We start from the raw sequence: 17,649 nt of genomic DNA on the forward strand, positions 1-17,649 counted from the left end.
GTAGACTTACCCCGCCACAAAGCACTTTACCTGGCTTACAGCGCGAAGTGGCAATCTGAAAAAAAGCATTATCAACCTTGACTTACACGGAGAGAAGTGACGTGAAATGGACAACGATTGGCTGGAAGACTCTTCTTGCAGTATGTTTTTTCTCATCAACAGGTCTGGCGTGGAGCAAATCACCAGCCTCCCCCCCTCCCGCATTTCAGGAAGTCATTGCCCAAACGGGTGCTGAAAACAGCTTGAGATTTTTGCTAGGTGATCACTTCGAAAAATTTAAAGGAAATTTCGCCGAAGCCGCCAATCCCGTTCAATTAAAAGACGGTGGAATCTTCCTTGATGGATGGAGAGAAGGCAGCGCCGATAGTCACGCCGCAGCTTTCGTTTTTTATCCTGATGGCCGAGTCTACGCAGCGTATTACAACCGCGAAGAGGGGCAGGTCCGTTATTTCGGCAACAAGAGTGCACGCATACATCCTGCGATTGAGATTTGGGCGAAGCGGTTTGCTCCACCATTCAAAGTCCTCTCCCAAAACAATTTTCTGAGCTCTTCACAAACCGGCACTGTGGCAGCAGCCAGCTCCCCCACTCCAGCAGAGCAAGAGGAGATGCGGAAAGTTGCTGCTGCCATCTGGGACCCATCAATTGCAGCCGGATGGGATATGAACGCTGAGGTGGGTGACATGTTGGGCACTGCCACTAAAGAAATAATGGACTGCTCTGCAGCTTTTAGCTTGGTTCCCAGGCCTGTGGGCTGGATCCCTGGATGGGGTTATGTAGCGAAGACCGCATTACAAATTACCGCTTACCTAGCTGGACTCACCAAGGATAGGGTCTACAGAACCTGCGTTCCTGCAACCGCCCTAAACTGGCGGAGCAGGATTGAAATGGCGTCTGCCGGTATCTGAATTCGCTCACCTTAAAGTGTTTTGGGGAACACCATGCTTGAGGCCATTTTGCAAACTGCCGAGATATTTTTTTCCAGCATTGGCCAAGCTACCAGCCGTAACGCTTGGCTTTATTTGGGTCTAAGCCTTCTGGTAGTTGCAGTCGCTTGCGGTTTCCTTTTCTTGAAATAGGCTAATAGTTCAGCACTTCCCTGCCTAGGCAAGGAAGTGCTTTTGAAGCAGTCGCCTGGGATTATTTTAGAACCTAGGTGTTCAGTCCCGGCATTAGATGGATCGGATTCACCTTGAACCGCTCGGGCTCGGATGTCCACTGTTTGCAGATGAATTCGTACGGTGTCAGACCCTTCAGGGCTTTGAGTCTGCGAGCGAAGTTGTAGGCGTCGATGAAGTTGGCCAAATGCTGTTGCAGTTGTGCGTGGTCGTCGTAATGGAAGCGTTTGACAGTGGCTTGCTTGATCGTCCGATTCATCCGCTCAACCTGCCCGTTGGTCCAGGGATGCTTGACCTTGGTCAGGCGGTGTTGGATGCCGTGCTCCTCGCAGAGGCGACTGAAGAGATGCGCGAAGGCGTAGCGGTCGGAACTGCGGTTGGTGAACTGGATGCCGTTATCCGTCAGAACCGTATGCAGGGTGTAGGGCACCGCCTGAATCACATTGCGCAGGAACTGCGCTGCAACCAGCTTGTTGGCCGAGGGATGAAGCTCGGTGAGCGCAAACTTGGACGTTCTGTCGATGGCCACGAACAGATAGAGCTTGCCCTGGGCCGTCTGCAGCTCTGCGATGTCGATGTGGAAGTAGCCAATCGGATAGTGCTTGAACTGCTTTTTGGCAGGTTTGTTGCCTTTGATGTCTGGCAGTCGCGAGATGTCATGGCGCTGCAGGCAGCGGTGCAATGATGAGCGCGTCAGATGCCGGATGCTCGGCTGCAGTGATAGAGACAGTCGTCCAGCGGCAGCAATGTGTGCCTGCGGAAGGCGACGATCGCCGCCTCATCCTCAATGGACAACACCGTGGAACGTGGGTGCGTCGGCCCAGTTGGCAGATCCGCAACCGAACTGCGCTTCTTCCACTTCGCCACCGTCTTTTGATTGATGCCGTAGCGCTTGGAAAGCGCTCTCAGGCTCTCTTGACTCTGTTGTATCGCTCGACGGATCGCCTCTGTCGTGGTGGCGCTCCCATGCAGAACCTGGCCCATAGTGCTTCCTTCCATTCGAGGGAAAATAATGAACCATCAAAGCCTGGGATCAAATACCTAATCTCATCGCAGGTGGTTACGTCACGTTGTCACAGCGGCAACCTGGGCGGAGTTAATCGAATGCACGTAGCGCACTATTCCATGTTCGACATGCAATGAGCTTGCCGTGGCATACGACTCACGGAAGCGATCAAGCCTGTCCTGCGTCAACGTCAACAGACCATGGGGGAGCTCGACGTTAAAGGCCGTCACTGTCGAGGTAGGCCCAATTGTCTTACCGGCACTAAGTGGCAGGCCTGCATCTGTCGCGAGTTGGGCAAGCTCAGCGGCTGCGACATAGAGGCGCGCTTCGTCGTTGGACGACAAGACGATGTCATCCATGTAAACGCTGACAGTCATGTCTCCGGAAGATTCGCACTGCCGTAAAAACCGCCCTACTCGACTGCGGTTAAGCGCCAAAGATGCCAAAATCGGGGATTGAACATACCCATACGGCAGCATGGTCTTACGAGTGTCGGGACGGATGACCACGCTGTCGCTTGCTATCTTCCTGGCATCAACGTAGGAAAAACTCTTCTTCAAGCTGCGCGTGACTCTCGATTGATTGATGCGACCAAAGAAGTCGTCAAGATCGCAGCGAAAGAAGTATTGATTTTTCAAATGTCGCCGGAGAGCCGCCACATGCCCACCCTTGCGAAGGTGAAAGTAGAACTTGGGGCAAGCCCACACCTTTGACACAGATAAACGGATCGCCTCACCTGCAGCCTTGCCCAAGGGAGTCGGGACATACACCCATCGCCCTGGTTTTACCTCAAAGCGGTGTTCCCATCTCTTCATCGCGAAGCCCACGAGTAGTTAGATGCCATGTTCATGAGCGCTGCCAGGAAACGGAAAAATCCGCCCCCAAACGACAGCAACGCATGAACTAGGCGGGTCTTACGAATAAATTTCTTCATAAGATCACTCCTCTATTCTTAGCTCCGGCTTGCCTAGCGCAGGGCGCATGGACACATAACCAACGGCGACCACCGAATAGAGACATGCGGCGTCGAGTAAGTCACTTGGTGACGAATAGAGGAACAGGCCGAGAGCCTATCGCCAGAGCGCCCCTAGTGTAACGCACGAGAAGCAAAGTCATCAATTTTGAAGCAATGAATCGGACTCTACCGACCATCACCGGCAACCGTTTACCGAGCTCTACTCTCTCCAGCCACAGATCTTGTTGCGGCGCGTCGTGTGATACGCCCAAGGTTCCGTAGACACTCAAGACTGAACCGCCCCGGGATTTCGGGAGGCTGTTTGGTTTGAGTCACGCCGCTTTGGCGTAACCGGCCTGTTGTCGATAGTAAGCCTCTTCGGCTTCCGCTGGCGGAATGTTCCCGATCGACCCCAGCAAGCGTTTGTGGTTGTACCAGTCCACCCAATCCAGCGTGGCCAGTTCCACATCCTGGCGGTTGCGCCACGCGCGCCGGTGGATCACCTCGGCCTTGTACAACCCGTTGATCGTCTCGGCCAACGCGTTGTCATAGCTATCGCCCACGCTGCCCACCGACGGCTCGATCCCGGCGTCGGCCAGCCGCTCGGTGTAGCGGATCGACACATACTGCACGCCGCGGTCGGAGTGGTGGATCAGGCCGCCTTCGGTTGGACGACGCGCATGCAGCGCCTGCTCCAGCGCGTCCAGCACGAAGTCCGTGTGCGCCGTCTGCGACACCTTCCAGCCCACGATCCGCCGTGCGTACACGTCGATCACGAAGGCCACGTACACGAACCCGGCCCAGGTCGAGACATACGTGAAGTCGCTGACCCACAGTCGGTTCGGCGACGGCGCATGGAACTGTCGGTTCACCTTGTCCAGCGGGCACGGCCGCTTGTCGCTGATCGTGGTCTTGACCACCTTCCCGCGTACCACGCCGCGCAGGCCAAGTGCGCCCATCAGTCGCTCCACCGTGCAGCGGGCCACCGCATAGCCCTCGCGCTTGAGCTGCCGCCAGACCTTGCGCACGCCGTACACCTGTCGGTTCTGCTCCCATACCCGCCGGATCTGCGGGCGCAGCGCCTGGTCCTTCCACCAGCGGTTCGGGCGCAAGTTCGCGTCCGCTTCCCGCTGCGCGTGGCGGTAATACGTCGACGGGGCAACCTGCAGCACCTTGCAGATTGGCTCGACCCCGTGAACATCGCAATGTTCGGTCACGAACGTGGTCAGGGCTTGAAGCGGCGGTCGAGCTCCGCCTGGGCAAAATACGCGCTGGCCTTGCGCAGGATCTCGTTGGCTTGCCTCAGCTCGCGCACTTCGCATTCCAGCGCTTTCATCCGCGTCCGCTCGTCCGTCGTCAGCCCCTGACGCTTGCCGGCATCACGCTCGGCCTGACGCACCCAGTTGCACAGCGTCTGCGACGAACAGCCAATCTTCCCGGCAATCGATTCGATCGCCGCCCACTGCGAGCCGTACTCGCCCTGATGCTCCCGCACCAGCCGAACCGCGCGCTCTCGCACTTCCGGTGAATATTTCGTCTTGCTCATCGCCCCATCTTCTCAAGAGTTGGAGCCTCCCGAAATCCCGGGGCGGTTCACCCGGACTCTAAACCCGGCCGCTACTCAGGGCAGGGGGACGTCGCTCCCTAATTCCTCGATCTTGAGTAGCGCCCATGCGAAAAAGAGCGATCACCTCTGTCCACTTTCAGGCTAGCGGTGAGCATGCCCGACCCGCTACAATGGCAGACTGAAAAAGCAGGACACCTTCCTGGTTTCCGTAGCTGTATAGGAGACTCAGGAAGTTCGAGAGGGATCAGTACCTCCCCTCTCTCAGCAAGTTTTTATGATGGTGCAACGCGATTGCACGGATCCAGAGCCACGGCAGCGTGGCCCACGTCTTATGGTGGCCCCGTCGGTCCCTCGCGACGCTAGATCGAAAATCCCGCCAGGGCCGGAAGGCAGCAACGGTATCGATTGATGCGGGCGCCGAGGTCAACCGGCGGGGACACCACCCTAACTCTCACGATGCCCGCCGGATCTTTTAATTTGCAAGCGCGTACTACTGCGTCTGCGACTCCGGGTGCAGCCAGCCCGCATCGCCTTCGAGGTAATGCTCGTGCTTCCAGATCGGCACGCGTGCCTTGACCTCGTCGATGATGAAGCGGCACGCATCGAACGCGGCGCCACGGTGCGCCGCACTGACGCCGACCCACACCGCAATGTCGCCGATGCGCAGCTCGCCCACGCGATGCACGCAATGCGCGTTGACGATGGCAAACCGACTCGCCGCTTCGTCGAGCACGTGCTGCCCTTCGGCTTGCGCGAGCGCGGCATAGGCTTCGTAACGAAGCCCAGCCACGCCGCGGCCTTCGTTGTGGTTGCGCGCCCACCCTTCGAAGCTGGCAAATGCACCAGCATGCGGATGCTCCAAACCGGCACGCAAGCTGTCGACCGGCAATGGCATTTCGGTGAGCGCAAAAATGGCGGTGGTCTGAGCGCTCACGCTCACCCTCCCGAGACCGGCGGGATAAAGACCACTTCGCTGCCATCGCCCGCCGCATCCTCCCAGCGCGCAAACGCGCCATTCACCGCTACGCGCAGCTGCGCCGGCGTCCAGCGCAGGCCGTGGCGTGCATCGAGTTCGGCATACAGCGCGCGCAAGTCCTGCGCATCTGATTGCACCTGCTCGCTGGCAATGCCTGCCGCCTCACGCAGGCTGGCGAAATAAAGCACCGTCACTGTCGCGCTCATCGCTTTGCTCCGATATCGCGTTTGCCGCCAACCTTGGACACCAATTTGGTCGGGCCGATGCTCATGCGGTGCGATAACGCCTTGCACATGTCATAGACCGTCAACGCCGCCACGCTGGCACCGGTGAGTGCTTCCATCTCCACACCGGTGCGATGCACGCAGCGCACGGTGCAGCTGATTTCCAGCACTTGTTCGCCAGCCCAGTCGATCTCGAAACGACACGCATCGATCGGTAGCGGATGACAAAACGGGATCAATTCGTGCGTGCGCTTGACCGCCATCGTGCCGGCGATCACGGCAGTTTCCACGATGCCGCCCTTGGCACTGCGCAAGCCGTTGGCGCGCAACCGCGCCGCTACGGCAGCGGGAAATCGCACGCGGCTTTCGGCGGTGGCGCTGCGTGCGGTGACCGCCTTGTCCGAGACATCCACCATCGTCGGAAGCCCGGCATCATCCAGGTGAGTCAGGCATGCGGAACGGGATTTTGCGGGCATGGGAGATGACACGATGACAGACGCGCAGGATGCGACATTGTCGGTGAACGGAGTGCCTTGATGGAACATTAGCTGCCATCCATTCGCGTTCTTGCGCCATAGCAGAAGTGCGCAATGCACGCCGCGCGATGCCATCACGGCAATCGACCGACCGATAATGCGCAAGATGCGGCACCAGTAGCACCCATTCGAAGCCATCTGCTTTGTAATCGATTGCAACCTGATCGGCACTCAACGCAGCGATGACATCGGTTGCGTGTAACGCCATCCGGATGCGCCGAACTCCACAAACGCTGGATCGAGCAAGTCTTCCAGCGCCTGCACGGCGCTGCTTACCCGTGAATCGAGCAAACCCAGCTCCAGCGCGCGCAACTGCAGCAGAAGCGATATCTGGCTCACCCGCCGATCAAAAACATCTCGACCGGCTTTCCGCGACGCGGTGTCGATGCGCGCACCTCGCTGTAGCGATCGCCACGCATGCCCCAGCGCTGACGTAGATGGGTCGCCAGACCGTGCTCGCCATCGGCCAAGGCCTGCTTGAGGTCGTGGCCCTGGGTGGCGAACAGGCAGGTATACAGATGGCCATCGGCCGATACGCGCGCACGTTGGCAGTCGCCGCAGAACGGCACGCTGATCGAACTGACGAAACCCACCTCGCCTGCACCATCGGCAAACGCGTGGCGCTGCGCCACTTCACCGGTGTAATTGGCATCCAGCGGCTCCAGCGGCCAGCGCGCGCGAATGCGCTCGTGCAATTGCGCGGAGCTCACCACCGCATCCGGTGTCCAGCCATTGCAACTGCCCACATCCATGAATTCGATGAAGCGCAGTACGTGGCCGGTGCCGCGGAAATGCTCCACAAGCGGCAGCACCTGATCTTCATTGACGCCACGCTGCACCACGCAATTGATCTTCAAGCACTGGAAGCCGGCTTGCTCGGCCCTGGCAATGCCGGACAGCACCTGTGCGATGTCGCCTCGACCGCCGCTCATGCGCTTGAACAGCTCCGGCTCCAGCGCATCCATGCTGACGGTAATGCGTCGCAGCCCGGCCTGACGCAGCGCCACGGCATGACGAGCAAGCAAGGCACCGTTTGTGGTCAGCGCCAAGTCCTCGATGCCGTCGATCGTGGTGAGTCGCGCGATCAAGCTCGGCAAGTCGCGACGCAGCAGTGGTTCGCCGCCTGTCAGACGCACCTTGGTAACGCCGACCGACACGAATGCACGCACCAGTGTTTCCAGTAGATCGAAGCTCAGGCGCTGCTGCGCATCGAAGCCATAATCGTCCGGCATGCGGTCGGCTGGCATGCAATAGCCGCAACGAAAGTTGCAGGCCTCGATGACCGACAAGCGCAGATCGCGCAATGGCCGACCATAACGGTCCTGCATCGGCGCAGTCGCAAGATCCGGCAGCAGCAAGGCACCCATCAGCGCACCGTGGCGGCGGTCGGGTCCGCCAGCGCCAGATGTTGCCCAGGCACAGCCACGCGGTGCCCGCGTGCGCGAAGCACGTCGGCGTCAGCATCGCTGGCGTAGTGGTACAGCAGCATGCGGCTCAACAGGTCCTGCGAGTATTCCCGCTCCAAATCGTCCACACCAGTATGCGACGGGTTGCCGTGAACGCTGCAGTCATGCGCGATGAGCTCGCTGTCGTCGGCGTAACGGGCCAGCATCTCCGGGACCGGTCGGGTGTCGCCGGTCCACACCAGCGCGCCCTTAAGGCGCAGCCCATAGGCCGTCTCTGGCCAATGGTGGCGCACCGGGAATACTTCTAGCCGCACCCCGTCGTGCCAGAAGGCATCACCGACCGGCACCAACTGAAACGCGTCCCAAAAATTTGCGCCACCCTCGGCCAGTACATTCGGGTAGTCGGCAATGCGTCGCTGCAGCAATGGCACCACCGGCGCCGGCACGTACAGTCGGGTGCACCCGCGGCGTTCGGAAAAATAGCTATCCACGAACACCCGCTCCATGCCGCCCACGTGGTCCAGATGCACATGGGTGATGAAGATCGCCCGCGGCAACTGACCATAATGGGCTTGGTAGGCGGTGAGCCCTTCGCTGCCGCAATCGATCGTCAGCCAAGGCATGCCAGCACGTTCGATGGTCGCCATCGGCGAACCAAGCGACACTGCCGACGCATTGCCGACCCCCTGCACACGCAACGCCCAATTCATCAGTAGCCTCGGCCCCAGGCCAGTTCATAAGCGCGATGCAGGCGCTCATAGTCTTTGTCGACCTCGTCGCGGCTGCGATTGCCGCGCAGCTTCAACAGCGAGCGATGCAGACGCTTTAGATTGCCCTCACGCCAGCGCGTGGCCGGAATGCGCAGCACGCCGCGATCGAAATCGATCAACCAGCCATGCCCGCCGGCATCGAACAAGATGTTGTGCGCATTGAGATCTGCGTGATCCAGACCGGCCCGATGGAAACGCACGATCAACCGCCCGGTCTCTTCCCAGGGCGCGCCACGCCCGGCGACCTGCGCGTGATCGGCGAGCGAGCGCACGTTTTCCAGGCGCTCCATCAACAACGCGGCGCGATAGCTCACACCTTCGCGCAGATAGCACGCACCCAAGGGACGCGGTACCGGCAACTTGCGCTGCAGTAGTTCGCGCATCAGCCGGAACTCGGCAAAACTGCGCGTGCGCCCCGCCCCTTTCCACAGATAGCGATCGCGGCTGATGCGCGCGGCCATGCCGCCACGCAGATACTGCCGCAACACGCTATGGCCGAACGGCGCGTCGACAAACCACGCCCCTCCACGCCCGCCTTCATCGACCGGCCGTGCCCTGTCGCCCCAAGATTGCGGCGAAAACAGGCTGGCGTCGGCTTGCCGCAGCCGTTCGCGGTCGAACAGAATGGCGCCATAGTCGCGGCCTTCGCGGCACGGCGTCAGCGCTTCAGTGGCGTCGAAAGCAACCATCTATCGAGTCTAACAACACCATGGCTTCTACGCCCGCTTCGTTATGCCTGCTGCGCCTGTCTGCCCTGGGCGACGTCACCCACGTGGTGCCGCTGGTGCGCACGTTGCGGGCGGGCTTTCCCGCAACGCAGGTGCATTGGATCATCGACAAGGCAGGTCTGAAGTTGCTCGACGGCCTGCCCGGCGTGACTTTCCATGCCTACGACAAGCGCACTGGCGTGGCCGGCATGCGCGCATTGCGCCAGTCATTGGCACCGCTGGGCCGCTTCGATGCGTTGCTGCAGATGCAGGTGGCGTTGCGCGCCAACGTGCTGTCGGCGTTCGTGCCGGCGCAGCGACGCATCGGCTATGACCGCAGCCGTTCCAAGGATCTACATGGCTTATTCGTCGACGAGCGCATCGCCGATCGCCCCGGCATCCACGTGCTCGACGCCATCGGCAGCTTCGCCGAACCGCTGGGCCTGACCCAGACCCAGGTGCGCTGGGACCTGCCGGTACCGGACGATGCACACCGCTGGGCGCACGCGCAGTGGGACGACGATGGACGCCCGGTGCTGATGATTTCGCCGTGCTCCAGTCATGCACGTCGCAACTGGTATCCCGACCGCCATGCCGCCCTGGCCGACCATGTTGCCGCGCAAGGCTGGCGGATCGTGCTGTGCGGTGGTCGCAGCGAACTGGAGCGCAGCACCGCCAACGCCATCGTTGCAGCAGCCCGTACGCCGATACTGGATCTGGTCGGCAAGGACACGCTCAAGCAGTTGCCTGCCCTGCTCGCCCGCGCCGATCTGGTCGTCACACCGGATTCCGGACCGATGCATATCGCCAACGCGATGGGCCGCAAGGTGCTTGGCCTGCATGCGGCCAGCAATCCGTTGCGCAGCGGCCCGTATTCGGATGTGCGCTATTGCGTGAATCGTTACGACGCGGCGGCGCGCAAGCATCTGGGCAAGCCGGCCGACCAGTTGAAGTGGGGCAGCAAGATCGAATTCGACGATGTGATGTCGCTGATCAGCGTGGACGATGCGATTGCCGCCTTCGAGCGTTATCGCGCCGATCGTCTGCGCTGAGCGTTGGCGAACGGTTCCTCGTCCGAATGCTCGCTCAGCCCGTTGAGCAAGCCACGCGCGTAGCGCCGCTGCTCATCCGCTCTGGGACAAACTGCGCAGCACGCAGTCGTCAGATGGTCGCAAGAAGCAGGAGCAGCAACTTCGGTGCATCGAAAACATACCGTTCCGAGTACCTATCGTGCTGGCCTGACGGCGCCTCAATCGGCCCGCCCGCCGCTGTCAGGAGCCAGTGGCGCGGTAGTCCTGATACGACTTCTCTTCCACATACGACGAACCCAGCGCCAGATTGATCTGTTTCTTGATGCGCGCGCGTTTGTCGTTTTCGATGTAGACACTGCGCGCCAGCTGCACGAAAGCATCGTCGAACATCTGCGCCTGTTCCTTGAGGCGGAGGTCGTCCTCGATCACCCACAGCCGCTCGTTGACTGCCTTGAGCTCGGCGCGCAGACGGACGATGTCGTGACCGGCGGCCGGATGCGCCATCCAGCTGGTTTCCAACGCGGACAACTCGTTGCGCACATTGGTCAGCTTGGTCGGGTCGCTAATGCGCTCGGACTTGATCTGCAAGATCGCGATCTTGTCGAGCAGCTCACCAAAGGACACGGGCACCAGAATCTCGGACATGACAGGCCTCCAACGGATATCGAGCGGATTGTAGTCATCGCAGCAGCGACTGACTGCGACACATAAACAAAAGCCCCCTTGCGGGGGCTGATGCGCATCAGGCGACGTTGCTACCGGCGAAACTCACGCGGCAGCGACACAATTCGTCGTCTCAATCTGGCGGAGAGGGGGGGATTCGAACCCCCGAGGCGCTATAAACGCCTGCCTGATTTCGAGTCAGGTACATTCAACCGCTCTGCCACCTCTCCAGATAGTCCCCATTGCACTTGGGCCGAGAATCATACGAGCACACGCGCCAAGCCACAAGCGGCCTGGGCTAGCGTCAGCACGGTCGGCGTTCGGCCGGGCGTGAACCGGCACTACGACACCTGCCAGCGGTCTGTTGCCGCTGGCAGGTCGGGCCGCGATGATGGTGACGCATCTTCCTCCTTGGCGACTTGGCCCCATGCTCGAATTCGGACACCTCACCCACGTCGGCCTGCGCCGTGACCTCAACGAGGACACGTACTACGGCGACAGCGAGCTGGGACTGTGGCTGGTGGCCGACGGCATGGGCGGGCACGCCTGCGGCGAAGTCGCCAGCGCCCTGGCCCGCGAAACCATCGTGCGCGAAGTGCGCGCCGGCACCCAACTTGCCCAGGCGGTGCGCATCGCCGACGAAGAAATCATCAAGGCCTCGCGCCGCTGCAACGACACCTTGCCGATGGGCACCACCGTGGTGGCTGCACGCGTACTGGGCCAGCGCTTCGAAGTGGCCTGGGTCGGCGACAGCCGCGCCTATCTGTGGCGCGACGGGCGTCTGGCGCAGCTGAGCCAGGACCATAGTTATGTGCAAGAACTCATCGCCCAGGGCACGCTCACCAGCGAGCAGGCGCGCGCGCATCCGCACCGCAGTGTGGTGACGCAGGCGCTGGGCGTGACCAATCCGGCTCATCTCAATGTCGCCACCATGCAGGGCGAACTCAAATCCGGCATGCAGCTGCTGTTATGCAGCGACGGCCTGACCGAAGAAGTGGACGATGCGGACATCGCGGCAACCTTGTCGCAGGCCGATTGCAGTGCGCAGGAGTGTGTCGAATGTCTGGTCGCCGCGGCGTTGGATGGCGGCGGCTCGGACAACATCACCGCGATCCTGGTGCGCAGTTACTAGAGCGGTGATCGAAACCACCGCGCTGCGCTGATTGTGCGCGGCCAATGCTCGAAACCGGCATGTACCTGTCGACCAGTCCGGCATCGATGCGCCTTCTACAGCCACGTGACGACTGCTCGCTACTTGTTAGCCACTCTGAGCGACGGCAAGTAGCCAGTCGGGCGATAAGCTTCAGTGCTTGAGGCATGCAGCAACCGAAGTGGCGGGCGACACATGCCAATTTCCAGCATGCACAGCCACTCTCCAACGTCGGCGCCGTCCTCCACTAGCGCCCTACCCTGCGACAGCGACGTCTTCGGCCGGTTCGTCCCACAACGCACGCCCAGCCTTCTTGCGCAACTGCGCCAGACGCGCCTCATGCGCCTGCGACTCCGAAGCGGTCACCGCCACGCGCGGGCGCGGCAACAACAGCGACGGATCGAAGGTGATCGCACTGCTGCCGTCTTCGTTGATCTGGCCGGAATCGGCGCTAGCGAAGCCGATTTCTTCCTGCCCCGAGGTCAGCGCGATATACACATCGGCCAGGATCTGCGCATCGAGCAAGGCGCCGTGCAACTGGCGATGCGAGTTGTCCACGCCCAGGCGCTTGCACAAGGCATCCAGCGAATTGCGCTGCCCCGGATAGCGCTCGCGCGCCATCATCAAGGTATCGATCACCGTCGCGCGCTCGATGATGCGCCCGTAGTTATCGCCTATCAGCGCCAGTTCGTTGTCCAGAAAGCCCAAGTCGAACGCGGCGTTGTGGATGATCAACTCCGCGCCGTCGATGTACGCCAGGAATTCGTCGACTACCTCTGCAAACACGGGCTTGTCGGCCAGGAATTCCAGGGTCAACCCGGTCACTTCCTGCGCGCCGGGCTCGAAATCGCAATCGGGCTTCAAATAACGGTGGAAGTTGTTGCCGCTCGGGCGCCGCTCCAGCAGCTCCACCGCACCGATTTCGACGACGCGGTTGCCCTTGCGCCATTCCAGGCCGGTGGTTTCGGTATCGAGAATGATCTGACGCATGAATCCTCTTGCTTACGCTGTTGCGCTACCAGCGCGCTGGGCGATGGCTTGGTTACGGGCAAGCACGTCGACGCGCTCGTTGTCCGGGTCGCCGTTGTGGCCCTTCACCCACCGCCAATCGATGCTGTGACGTTGCGTGGCTGCATACAGCCGCTCCCACAGCTCGCGGTTCTTGACCGGGTCGCCGCCAGATGTTTTCCAGTTGCGCCGCACCCAGCCGGTCATCCACTCGGTGATGCCTTGGCGCACGTATTGCGAGTCGGTGTGCAGCACGATCTGGCACGGCTCGGTCAGCGTTTCCAGCGCCATGATCGCCGCCATCAACTCCATGCGGTTATTGGTGGAATTGGGCTCGCCGCCGGCCAGTTCCTTTTCGCGGCCGTTGTAACGCAACAAGGCCGCCCAACCGCCCGGCCCGGGATTGCCAAGGCAGGAGCCATCGGTATGCACTTCAATTGATTTCATCAGCTTCCATTGTTGCAAGTGGGCAGGTCAGATCGTGGCCACCGGTTGCGGCCAGCGCGAAGGTAGTGCGATCGGTGCTGGACCGATCGCGGCGGCGGTGCGCTTTTCCACTTCAAGTAGGTACACCGCGCGCCAGGGTGCGCTGTCAGGGTCGGTGGAGCCGCGCCCGGTGCGCCAGATCGGCCCCAGGTAACGCTCCGTCTCCACGCTTTGCAGACCGGCGCGCTGCGCCAACGAGCGCCAGCGATCCGGGCGCAAGGCGACCGGCCCGCGCCGCGCCCAGCGAAAGCGGTACGGGCTCAGTGGATTGAGCGTAAACAGCCACAGGCGACCACCCGGCATCAGCAGCCGCTCGCATTCGGCCAGAAATTCGGCCGCACCGGCAATCACAGCATGCTGCACCACGATTGCCTGCAGGCTTTCGGTCGGCAACGGAAACGGAATGGCGCAACGCGCATCGCCAGCAAAGCGCCCGGCACTGCGATACAGCCGCAGACCGCGCCCCTGCAGCGCCTCGCGCGCGGGCATTTCGGTGGTCGGCGTCAACCACAACCAGGGTTGCGATGGACGTGTCTGCAGCGCCTCCAGCGCCAATCGGCGCTCCAGCTGGAGCAAGCTGCGTCCTGCACCGGTCTCAAACCACGATGAGACGCCAGCTTGACGGGAGAATGACATGGCATGCATGGTCCCAATTCTATGCGACTGATCGCCCTGCCCGCATTCGAAGACAACTACATCTGGGCGCTGGTCGCTGCGGATGGCCGCACGGTCATCGTCGATCCTGGTCGAGCCGAGCCAGTCTTCGCCGCTGCAGAACGAGAAGGACTCATTCCCAGCGCAGTCCTGCTGACCCACCACCATGCCGACCACATCGGCGGCGTAGCGGGGTTACAGCAACGATGGCCAAGCCTTGCACTGTTCGGCCCTGCAGACGAGCGCATTCCCGCAGACGCCCATCAGGTTGGCCAGGGCGAACGCTTGAGTTTGCTTGGCAACCGGTTCGAGGTGCTGGAAGTCCCGGGCCATACCCGCAGTCATATCGCGTTCGTCACCGACGGCCTTCTGTTCAGCGGTGATACCCTGTTCAGCTTAGGCTGTGGGCGGATGTTCGAAGGTACAGCTCCTCAGATGTTCGACTCGCTGCAGCGCCTGGCCTCCCTGCCCGGCCAAATGCGTGTGTGTTGCGGCCACGAATACACGTTGGCCAATGCGGCCTTTGCACTGCACGTCGATCCCACCAACGCTGCCTTGCAGCGCCGTCAACAGGAAGCCCAGGCCATGCGTCGTGCAGCCCGTCCCACCCTACCGATTTCGCTGAAGAGTGAGCTGGACACCAATCCGTTCTTACGCACCAACAGCCCCGCAATACGCGCCGCAGTCGCACCGCGCGCAGCTGGCGCACTTTCCTTAGAAGTAGATGTTTTTGCCGAACTTCGGCGCTGGAAAGACGAATTTCGCGCATGAAGCGCCTGCTTCTGGCAGTGCTGGCTGCGTGCGCAGCCGTTGCACCGGCAGCCGCATCGTCAAACAACGCAAGGCGCCCCGAAGCCGCGGACGGCTCCACGACACCGATCACCGCACCCGGCGTGCGCAACGGACGGGAGATTTTCTCGTCGTTTCTGGATGGTCGCGCCGATCCTGGCTGCGGCAGCGAGCACAACGACACCCGCTGGGAACACGATTTCTCGCGTGCCCCGGCTCGCTTGGCTGATGGTGCGCAGGATGTCCTGCCGCTGTTCGGCTATGTGGTCGATGAACTGCGCGCAGCCGACATGCCGACCGAATTTGCGCTGATTCCGTTTGTCGAAAGCGGCTACCGCCCAGGCGCCCGCAACGGTGGCGGCCCTGCCGGCCTGTGGCAGTTCATCGCCACTACCGCACGCAACCATCATGTACCGGTCGGCGCGCAATACGATGGCCGCCTGTCGGCCGTGGATTCCACCACCGCGGCGGTGCGTTATCTCAAAACGCTGTACGGCATGTTCGGCGGCGACTGGCGCATGGCGCTGATGGCCTACAACGCTGGCGAGTACCGTGTACTGCAAGCGATGCGCACCGCCGGCATGAACGCGCAGAACGCCCGATCGTCCGAACTGCCTGGCATGTCCAAGGTCACCTACGAATATGTGGAAAAGCTGCATGCGCTGGCGTGCGTGCTCGATCACGCGCAACAACACGGCAACCTGCTGACCTCGCTGGATCGCCCAGTCCCGGTACTCACCAAACACGCCCTGCCGGCCGGGACCAGCCTCAATGCCTGGGCCGGAGAACGCGCGATCGAGCCGCAACTGCTTGCCCGGCTGAATCCCGCCCTGGCCGGCGTGCGCGCCGCGCCGCGTGGTGTGCATGTGCTCGCTCCGATCGCACAAGCGCAGCCAGGATCAGCCAACGCCGTTGTCGCATCGGCTGATCTGGGCAGGATTATCGACACCAACGATGCGGCCCCGACGGTCGTTGCGACGTCAACCTCCAAGGCCTCGACGTCTCAGGCACGGACCCACACCGTTCGCAACGGCGAGTCCGCCTGGACCATTGCACGTCGCTACGGCGTCACCGTGACGACGCTGCTCGCCAGCAATGGCCTGGACAAGCGCGCAGTTCTCAAGCCAGGCATGGTGCTGTCGTTCGACGGCATGCCTTGATTTAAGCGCGACCAGCGCACTGCTCGCCGTGTCGTTGCCCCGATTAGACTGAATAGAGCGGCTAACAAAACGTAGCGAGCAGTCGTCGGGTGGGTGCTGGCGGCGCGGAGGAACCGGAGTGCACGCGTGGTACATGCCGATTCCGAGCACCGGCCGCGCCAGCCTGGCGGTGAGCGCAGTCGTTTTGTTAGCCGCTCTTGGTCCGGACATTTGCTATATCTCAAGCATCCCTACGACCTGTCAGATGAAGCAGTCTGCGAACGGTGGCTGGAAAATCCGTATCGGCGAGGTCGTTTTCCAGAAAAGGCAATCGCATACTAGTTCAAGCGGATGCGGCGCATCCTGCGACATATTGATCGAGTCCCGTACATGTCGGGTTGGCTGATTGGAGACGTAAATGCCTGAACTTCCCGAAGTCGAAACCGCCTTGCGTGGCTTGTCGCCGCATCTGCTCGGGCAACGCATCCATGGCGTCATCTTGCGGCGGCCGGACCTGCGCTGGCCGATTCCTGAGCAAATCGAGCGACTGCTTCCTGGCGCGACCATCACCAATCTGCGCCGTCGCGCCAAGTACTTATTAATTGATACAGATGCCGGAGGCAGTGCGTTGCTACACCTCGGGATGTCCGGAAGCCTGCGTGTGTTGTCTGGCGATACGTTGCCGCGTGCGCACGATCATGTGGATATCAGCCTGCAGAATGGGCGTGTGTTGCGTTTAAACGACCCACGCCGCTTCGGTTGTCTGTTGTGGCAATCCGATACCCAAACCCATGAGTTGCTTGCCGCACTTGGTCCAGAACCATTATCCGATTCATTTACTGGCGATTATCTGCACGCGCTGGCGCGTGGTCGCCGTGCGGCAGTGAAAATCTTTCTGATGGACCAATCTGTTGTTGTAGGTGTTGGTAATATTTATGCTGCCGAGAGCCTGCATCGCGCGGGGGTCAGCCCGTTGCGAGAGGCTGGCAAGGTGTCGCTGGATCGCTATCGGCGCTTGGCTACGGCGGTGAAAGACATTCTGGGATATGCGATTGAGCGTGGTGGAACCACATTGCGGGATTTCATCAGTCCCGACGGTGCCCCTGGCTATTTCGAGCAGGAGCTCACGGTATATGGACGCGAAGGTGAACCTTGCAAGCAGTGCGGGCGCATGCTGCAGCACGCCACGATCGGACAACGCGCAACCGTGTGGTGCGGTAGTTGCCAGCGGTAAAACCTTCAGGACAACGAGCTTGGCGAACCGGGCAACGCACCAGGTCTGACATCTGAAGCTGTGCTGCTTCCAAACTACTTGGAGCAGCTGCCAATACTTGGCGAGCGGTCATTAAATGGTTGCGGACAAGGCATAGTCATCGTTCTGTGCGATCTGTGCGAATGACAGATGCCGCATCAATCACCAACCCCGCGCTCTTGCAGCTGCATAGCGGCTTCTATTAGCTGCTC

General features: G+C 61.1%; 19 protein-coding genes, 1 tRNA gene, 3 other RNA genes, 1 pseudogene and 1 other annotated feature. Of the genes and pseudogenes, 8 read left to right on the plus strand and 16 right to left on the minus strand.

Features of this window, described 5'->3' with window-relative positions; all coding sequences use genetic code 11:
- Positions 1-101 precede the first annotated feature (101 nt).
- Positions 102-908 (plus strand): hypothetical protein, encoded by an 807-nt coding sequence (locus tag J5I97_RS20080; RefSeq protein ID WP_238135539.1) that lies wholly within the window; start codon positions 102-104, stop codon positions 906-908.
- A 244-nt stretch (positions 909-1,152) separates the two neighbouring features.
- Here the strand turns inward: J5I97_RS20080 and J5I97_RS14450 are convergent.
- From J5I97_RS14450 to J5I97_RS14460, 3 genes and pseudogenes are all read right to left on the minus strand, one after another.
- A pseudogene (locus tag J5I97_RS14450) lies at positions 1,153-2,102 on the minus strand (IS481 family transposase).
- Positions 2,103-2,183: 81 nt separating this feature from the next.
- Positions 2,184-2,939 (minus strand): reverse transcriptase domain-containing protein, encoded by a 756-nt coding sequence (locus tag J5I97_RS14455; RefSeq protein ID WP_208587282.1) that lies wholly within the window; start codon positions 2,937-2,939, stop codon positions 2,184-2,186.
- Between the two features lie 472 nt (positions 2,940-3,411).
- Positions 3,412-4,625 (minus strand): IS3 family transposase gene (locus tag J5I97_RS14460; RefSeq protein ID WP_208587284.1). Its coding sequence is split into 2 segments (ribosomal slippage): positions 3,412-4,343 and positions 4,343-4,625, totalling 1,215 coding nucleotides; the frame shifts between segments, so codons are not numbered across the junction.
- Positions 4,234-4,350: a sequence feature (AL1L pseudoknot), on the minus strand. Its footprint overlaps the gene before it by 117 nt.
- A 361-nt stretch (positions 4,626-4,986) precedes the next feature.
- Here J5I97_RS14460 and ffs point away from each other — a divergent pair.
- Positions 4,987-5,083, plus strand: an RNA gene (gene ffs, locus J5I97_RS14465) — signal recognition particle sRNA small type.
- A 53-nt stretch (positions 5,084-5,136) separates the two neighbouring features.
- On the opposite strand, the gene J5I97_RS14470 is transcribed toward ffs, so the two are convergent.
- The 7 genes from J5I97_RS14470 to J5I97_RS14500 all read right to left on the minus strand — a co-directional run bounded on the left by J5I97_RS14470 (position 5,137) and on the right by J5I97_RS14500 (position 9,247).
- Positions 5,137-5,586 (minus strand): molybdenum cofactor biosynthesis protein MoaE, encoded by a 450-nt coding sequence (locus J5I97_RS14470; RefSeq protein WP_208587286.1) that lies wholly within the window; start codon positions 5,584-5,586, stop codon positions 5,137-5,139.
- Entirely contained in the window at positions 5,583-5,828 is a 246-nt protein-coding gene (locus tag J5I97_RS14475) for a MoaD/ThiS family protein (RefSeq protein WP_002814360.1), read from the minus strand. Before J5I97_RS14475 ends, J5I97_RS14470 begins: the two co-directional genes overlap by 4 nt.
- Positions 5,825-6,322, minus strand: coding sequence for a cyclic pyranopterin monophosphate synthase MoaC (moaC, locus tag J5I97_RS14480; RefSeq protein WP_208591759.1), 498 nt, complete (start codon positions 6,320-6,322; stop codon positions 5,825-5,827). Before moaC ends, J5I97_RS14475 begins: the two co-directional genes overlap by 4 nt.
- 231 nt (positions 6,323-6,553) lie before the next feature.
- Entirely contained in the window at positions 6,554-6,721 is a 168-nt protein-coding gene (locus J5I97_RS20085) for a hypothetical protein (RefSeq protein ID WP_238135540.1), read from the minus strand.
- A complete protein-coding gene (gene moaA, locus J5I97_RS14490; RefSeq protein ID WP_208587287.1) occupies positions 6,718-7,749 on the minus strand; it encodes a GTP 3',8-cyclase MoaA in 1,032 nt (343 codons plus the stop codon). The genes J5I97_RS20085 and moaA overlap by 4 nt, the downstream gene beginning before the upstream one ends.
- Positions 7,749-8,498, minus strand: a complete 750-nt coding sequence (locus J5I97_RS14495) for an MBL fold metallo-hydrolase (protein ID WP_208587288.1) — start codon at positions 8,496-8,498, stop codon at positions 7,749-7,751. Before J5I97_RS14495 ends, moaA begins: the two co-directional genes overlap by 1 nt.
- Positions 8,498-9,247, minus strand: a complete 750-nt coding sequence (locus J5I97_RS14500) for a 3-deoxy-D-manno-octulosonic acid kinase (RefSeq protein ID WP_208587289.1) — start codon at positions 9,245-9,247, stop codon at positions 8,498-8,500. Before J5I97_RS14500 ends, J5I97_RS14495 begins: the two co-directional genes overlap by 1 nt.
- Before the next feature lie 20 nt (positions 9,248-9,267).
- On the opposite strand from J5I97_RS14500, the gene J5I97_RS14505 reads away from it, so the two are divergent.
- The gene (locus J5I97_RS14505; protein WP_208587290.1) at positions 9,268-10,317 is read left to right on the plus strand and encodes a glycosyltransferase family 9 protein; all 1,050 of its coding nucleotides are present in this window, start codon (positions 9,268-9,270) and stop codon (positions 10,315-10,317) included.
- 219 nt (positions 10,318-10,536) lie between these two features.
- On the opposite strand, the gene J5I97_RS14510 is transcribed toward J5I97_RS14505, so the two are convergent.
- On the minus strand, positions 10,537-10,941 hold the full coding sequence (locus J5I97_RS14510) for a DUF6165 family protein (protein WP_208587291.1): 405 nt from the start codon (positions 10,939-10,941) through the stop codon (positions 10,537-10,539).
- Positions 10,942-11,098: 157 nt separating this feature from the next.
- A tRNA-Ser gene (locus tag J5I97_RS14515) sits at positions 11,099-11,189 on the minus strand.
- 197 nt (positions 11,190-11,386) lie between these two features.
- On the opposite strand from J5I97_RS14515, the gene J5I97_RS14520 reads away from it, so the two are divergent.
- Entirely contained in the window at positions 11,387-12,091 is a 705-nt protein-coding gene (locus tag J5I97_RS14520; RefSeq protein WP_208587292.1) for a PP2C family protein-serine/threonine phosphatase, read from the plus strand.
- Positions 12,092-12,150: 59 nt separating this feature from the next.
- Positions 12,151-12,223: non-coding RNA, sX9 sRNA (locus J5I97_RS14525), on the plus strand.
- A 141-nt stretch (positions 12,224-12,364) separates the two neighbouring features.
- Here J5I97_RS14525 and dnaQ read toward each other — a convergent pair.
- Genes dnaQ through J5I97_RS14540 form a run of 3 tightly spaced genes read right to left on the minus strand, consistent with a single transcriptional unit; the run spans position 12,365 to position 14,248 of the window.
- The gene (gene dnaQ, locus J5I97_RS14530) at positions 12,365-13,099 is read right to left on the minus strand and encodes a DNA polymerase III subunit epsilon (protein ID WP_208587293.1); all 735 of its coding nucleotides are present in this window, start codon (positions 13,097-13,099) and stop codon (positions 12,365-12,367) included.
- Positions 13,100-13,111: 12 nt separating this feature from the next.
- A complete protein-coding gene (rnhA, locus tag J5I97_RS14535; RefSeq protein ID WP_208587294.1) occupies positions 13,112-13,564 on the minus strand; it encodes a ribonuclease HI in 453 nt (150 codons plus the stop codon).
- A gap of 27 nt (positions 13,565-13,591) precedes the next feature.
- Positions 13,592-14,248, minus strand: a complete 657-nt coding sequence (locus tag J5I97_RS14540; protein WP_208587296.1) for a hypothetical protein — start codon at positions 14,246-14,248, stop codon at positions 13,592-13,594.
- 12 nt (positions 14,249-14,260) lie between these two features.
- Here J5I97_RS14540 and gloB point away from each other — a divergent pair, with 12 nt between their 5' ends.
- Together gloB and J5I97_RS14550 are read left to right on the plus strand one after the other, a co-directional pair.
- A complete protein-coding gene (gloB, locus tag J5I97_RS14545; RefSeq protein ID WP_208587298.1) occupies positions 14,261-15,028 on the plus strand; it encodes a hydroxyacylglutathione hydrolase in 768 nt (255 codons plus the stop codon).
- A complete protein-coding gene (locus J5I97_RS14550) occupies positions 15,025-16,206 on the plus strand; it encodes a lytic transglycosylase domain-containing protein (protein ID WP_208587299.1) in 1,182 nt (393 codons plus the stop codon). Before gloB ends, J5I97_RS14550 begins: the two co-directional genes overlap by 4 nt.
- Positions 16,207-16,265: 59 nt before the next feature.
- On the opposite strand, the gene J5I97_RS14555 is transcribed toward J5I97_RS14550, so the two are convergent.
- A non-coding RNA gene (locus J5I97_RS14555) (sX9 sRNA) lies at positions 16,266-16,341 on the minus strand.
- Positions 16,342-16,603: 262 nt separating this feature from the next.
- Between J5I97_RS14555 and mutM the strand changes: the two genes are divergently transcribed.
- Positions 16,604-17,419, plus strand: coding sequence for a bifunctional DNA-formamidopyrimidine glycosylase/DNA-(apurinic or apyrimidinic site) lyase (gene mutM, locus J5I97_RS14560; protein ID WP_208587300.1), 816 nt, complete (start codon positions 16,604-16,606; stop codon positions 17,417-17,419).
- The last annotated feature ends 230 nt before the right edge of the window (positions 17,420-17,649 follow it).

It is taken from the genome of Xanthomonas fragariae, from assembly GCF_017603965.1.
Taxonomy (GTDB): domain Bacteria; phylum Pseudomonadota; class Gammaproteobacteria; order Xanthomonadales; family Xanthomonadaceae; genus Xanthomonas; species Xanthomonas fragariae_A.

What these genes read in the sequence shown, in the direction of transcription:
- J5I97_RS14455 (WP_208587282.1), bottom strand. Translation starts at nt 2,939, where the DNA reads ATGAAGAGATGGGAACACCGCTTTGAGGTAAAACCAGGGCGATGGGTG.
- J5I97_RS14475 (WP_002814360.1), bottom strand. Translation starts at nt 5,828, where the DNA reads ATGAGCGCGACAGTGACGGTGCTTTATTTCGCCAGCCTGCGTGAGGCG.
- moaC (WP_208591759.1), bottom strand. Translation starts at nt 6,322, where the DNA reads ATGCCCGCAAAATCCCGTTCCGCATGCCTGACTCACCTGGATGATGCC.
- moaA (WP_208587287.1), bottom strand. Translation starts at nt 7,749, where the DNA reads ATGGGTGCCTTGCTGCTGCCGGATCTTGCGACTGCGCCGATGCAGGAC.
- J5I97_RS14495 (WP_208587288.1), bottom strand. Translation starts at nt 8,498, where the DNA reads ATGAATTGGGCGTTGCGTGTGCAGGGGGTCGGCAATGCGTCGGCAGTG.
- J5I97_RS14500 (WP_208587289.1), bottom strand. Translation starts at nt 9,247, where the DNA reads ATGGTTGCTTTCGACGCCACTGAAGCGCTGACGCCGTGCCGCGAAGGC.
- J5I97_RS14505 (WP_208587290.1), top strand. Translation starts at nt 9,268, where the DNA reads ATGGCTTCTACGCCCGCTTCGTTATGCCTGCTGCGCCTGTCTGCCCTG.
- J5I97_RS14510 (WP_208587291.1), bottom strand. Translation starts at nt 10,941, where the DNA reads ATGTCCGAGATTCTGGTGCCCGTGTCCTTTGGTGAGCTGCTCGACAAG.
- J5I97_RS14520 (WP_208587292.1), top strand. Translation starts at nt 11,387, where the DNA reads ATGCTCGAATTCGGACACCTCACCCACGTCGGCCTGCGCCGTGACCTC.
- dnaQ (WP_208587293.1), bottom strand. Translation starts at nt 13,099, where the DNA reads ATGCGTCAGATCATTCTCGATACCGAAACCACCGGCCTGGAATGGCGC.
- rnhA (WP_208587294.1), bottom strand. Translation starts at nt 13,564, where the DNA reads ATGAAATCAATTGAAGTGCATACCGATGGCTCCTGCCTTGGCAATCCC.
- J5I97_RS14540 (WP_208587296.1), bottom strand. Translation starts at nt 14,248, where the DNA reads ATGCATGCCATGTCATTCTCCCGTCAAGCTGGCGTCTCATCGTGGTTT.
- gloB (WP_208587298.1), top strand. Translation starts at nt 14,261, where the DNA reads ATGCGACTGATCGCCCTGCCCGCATTCGAAGACAACTACATCTGGGCG.
- J5I97_RS14550 (WP_208587299.1), top strand. Translation starts at nt 15,025, where the DNA reads ATGAAGCGCCTGCTTCTGGCAGTGCTGGCTGCGTGCGCAGCCGTTGCA.
- mutM (WP_208587300.1), top strand. Translation starts at nt 16,604, where the DNA reads ATGCCTGAACTTCCCGAAGTCGAAACCGCCTTGCGTGGCTTGTCGCCG.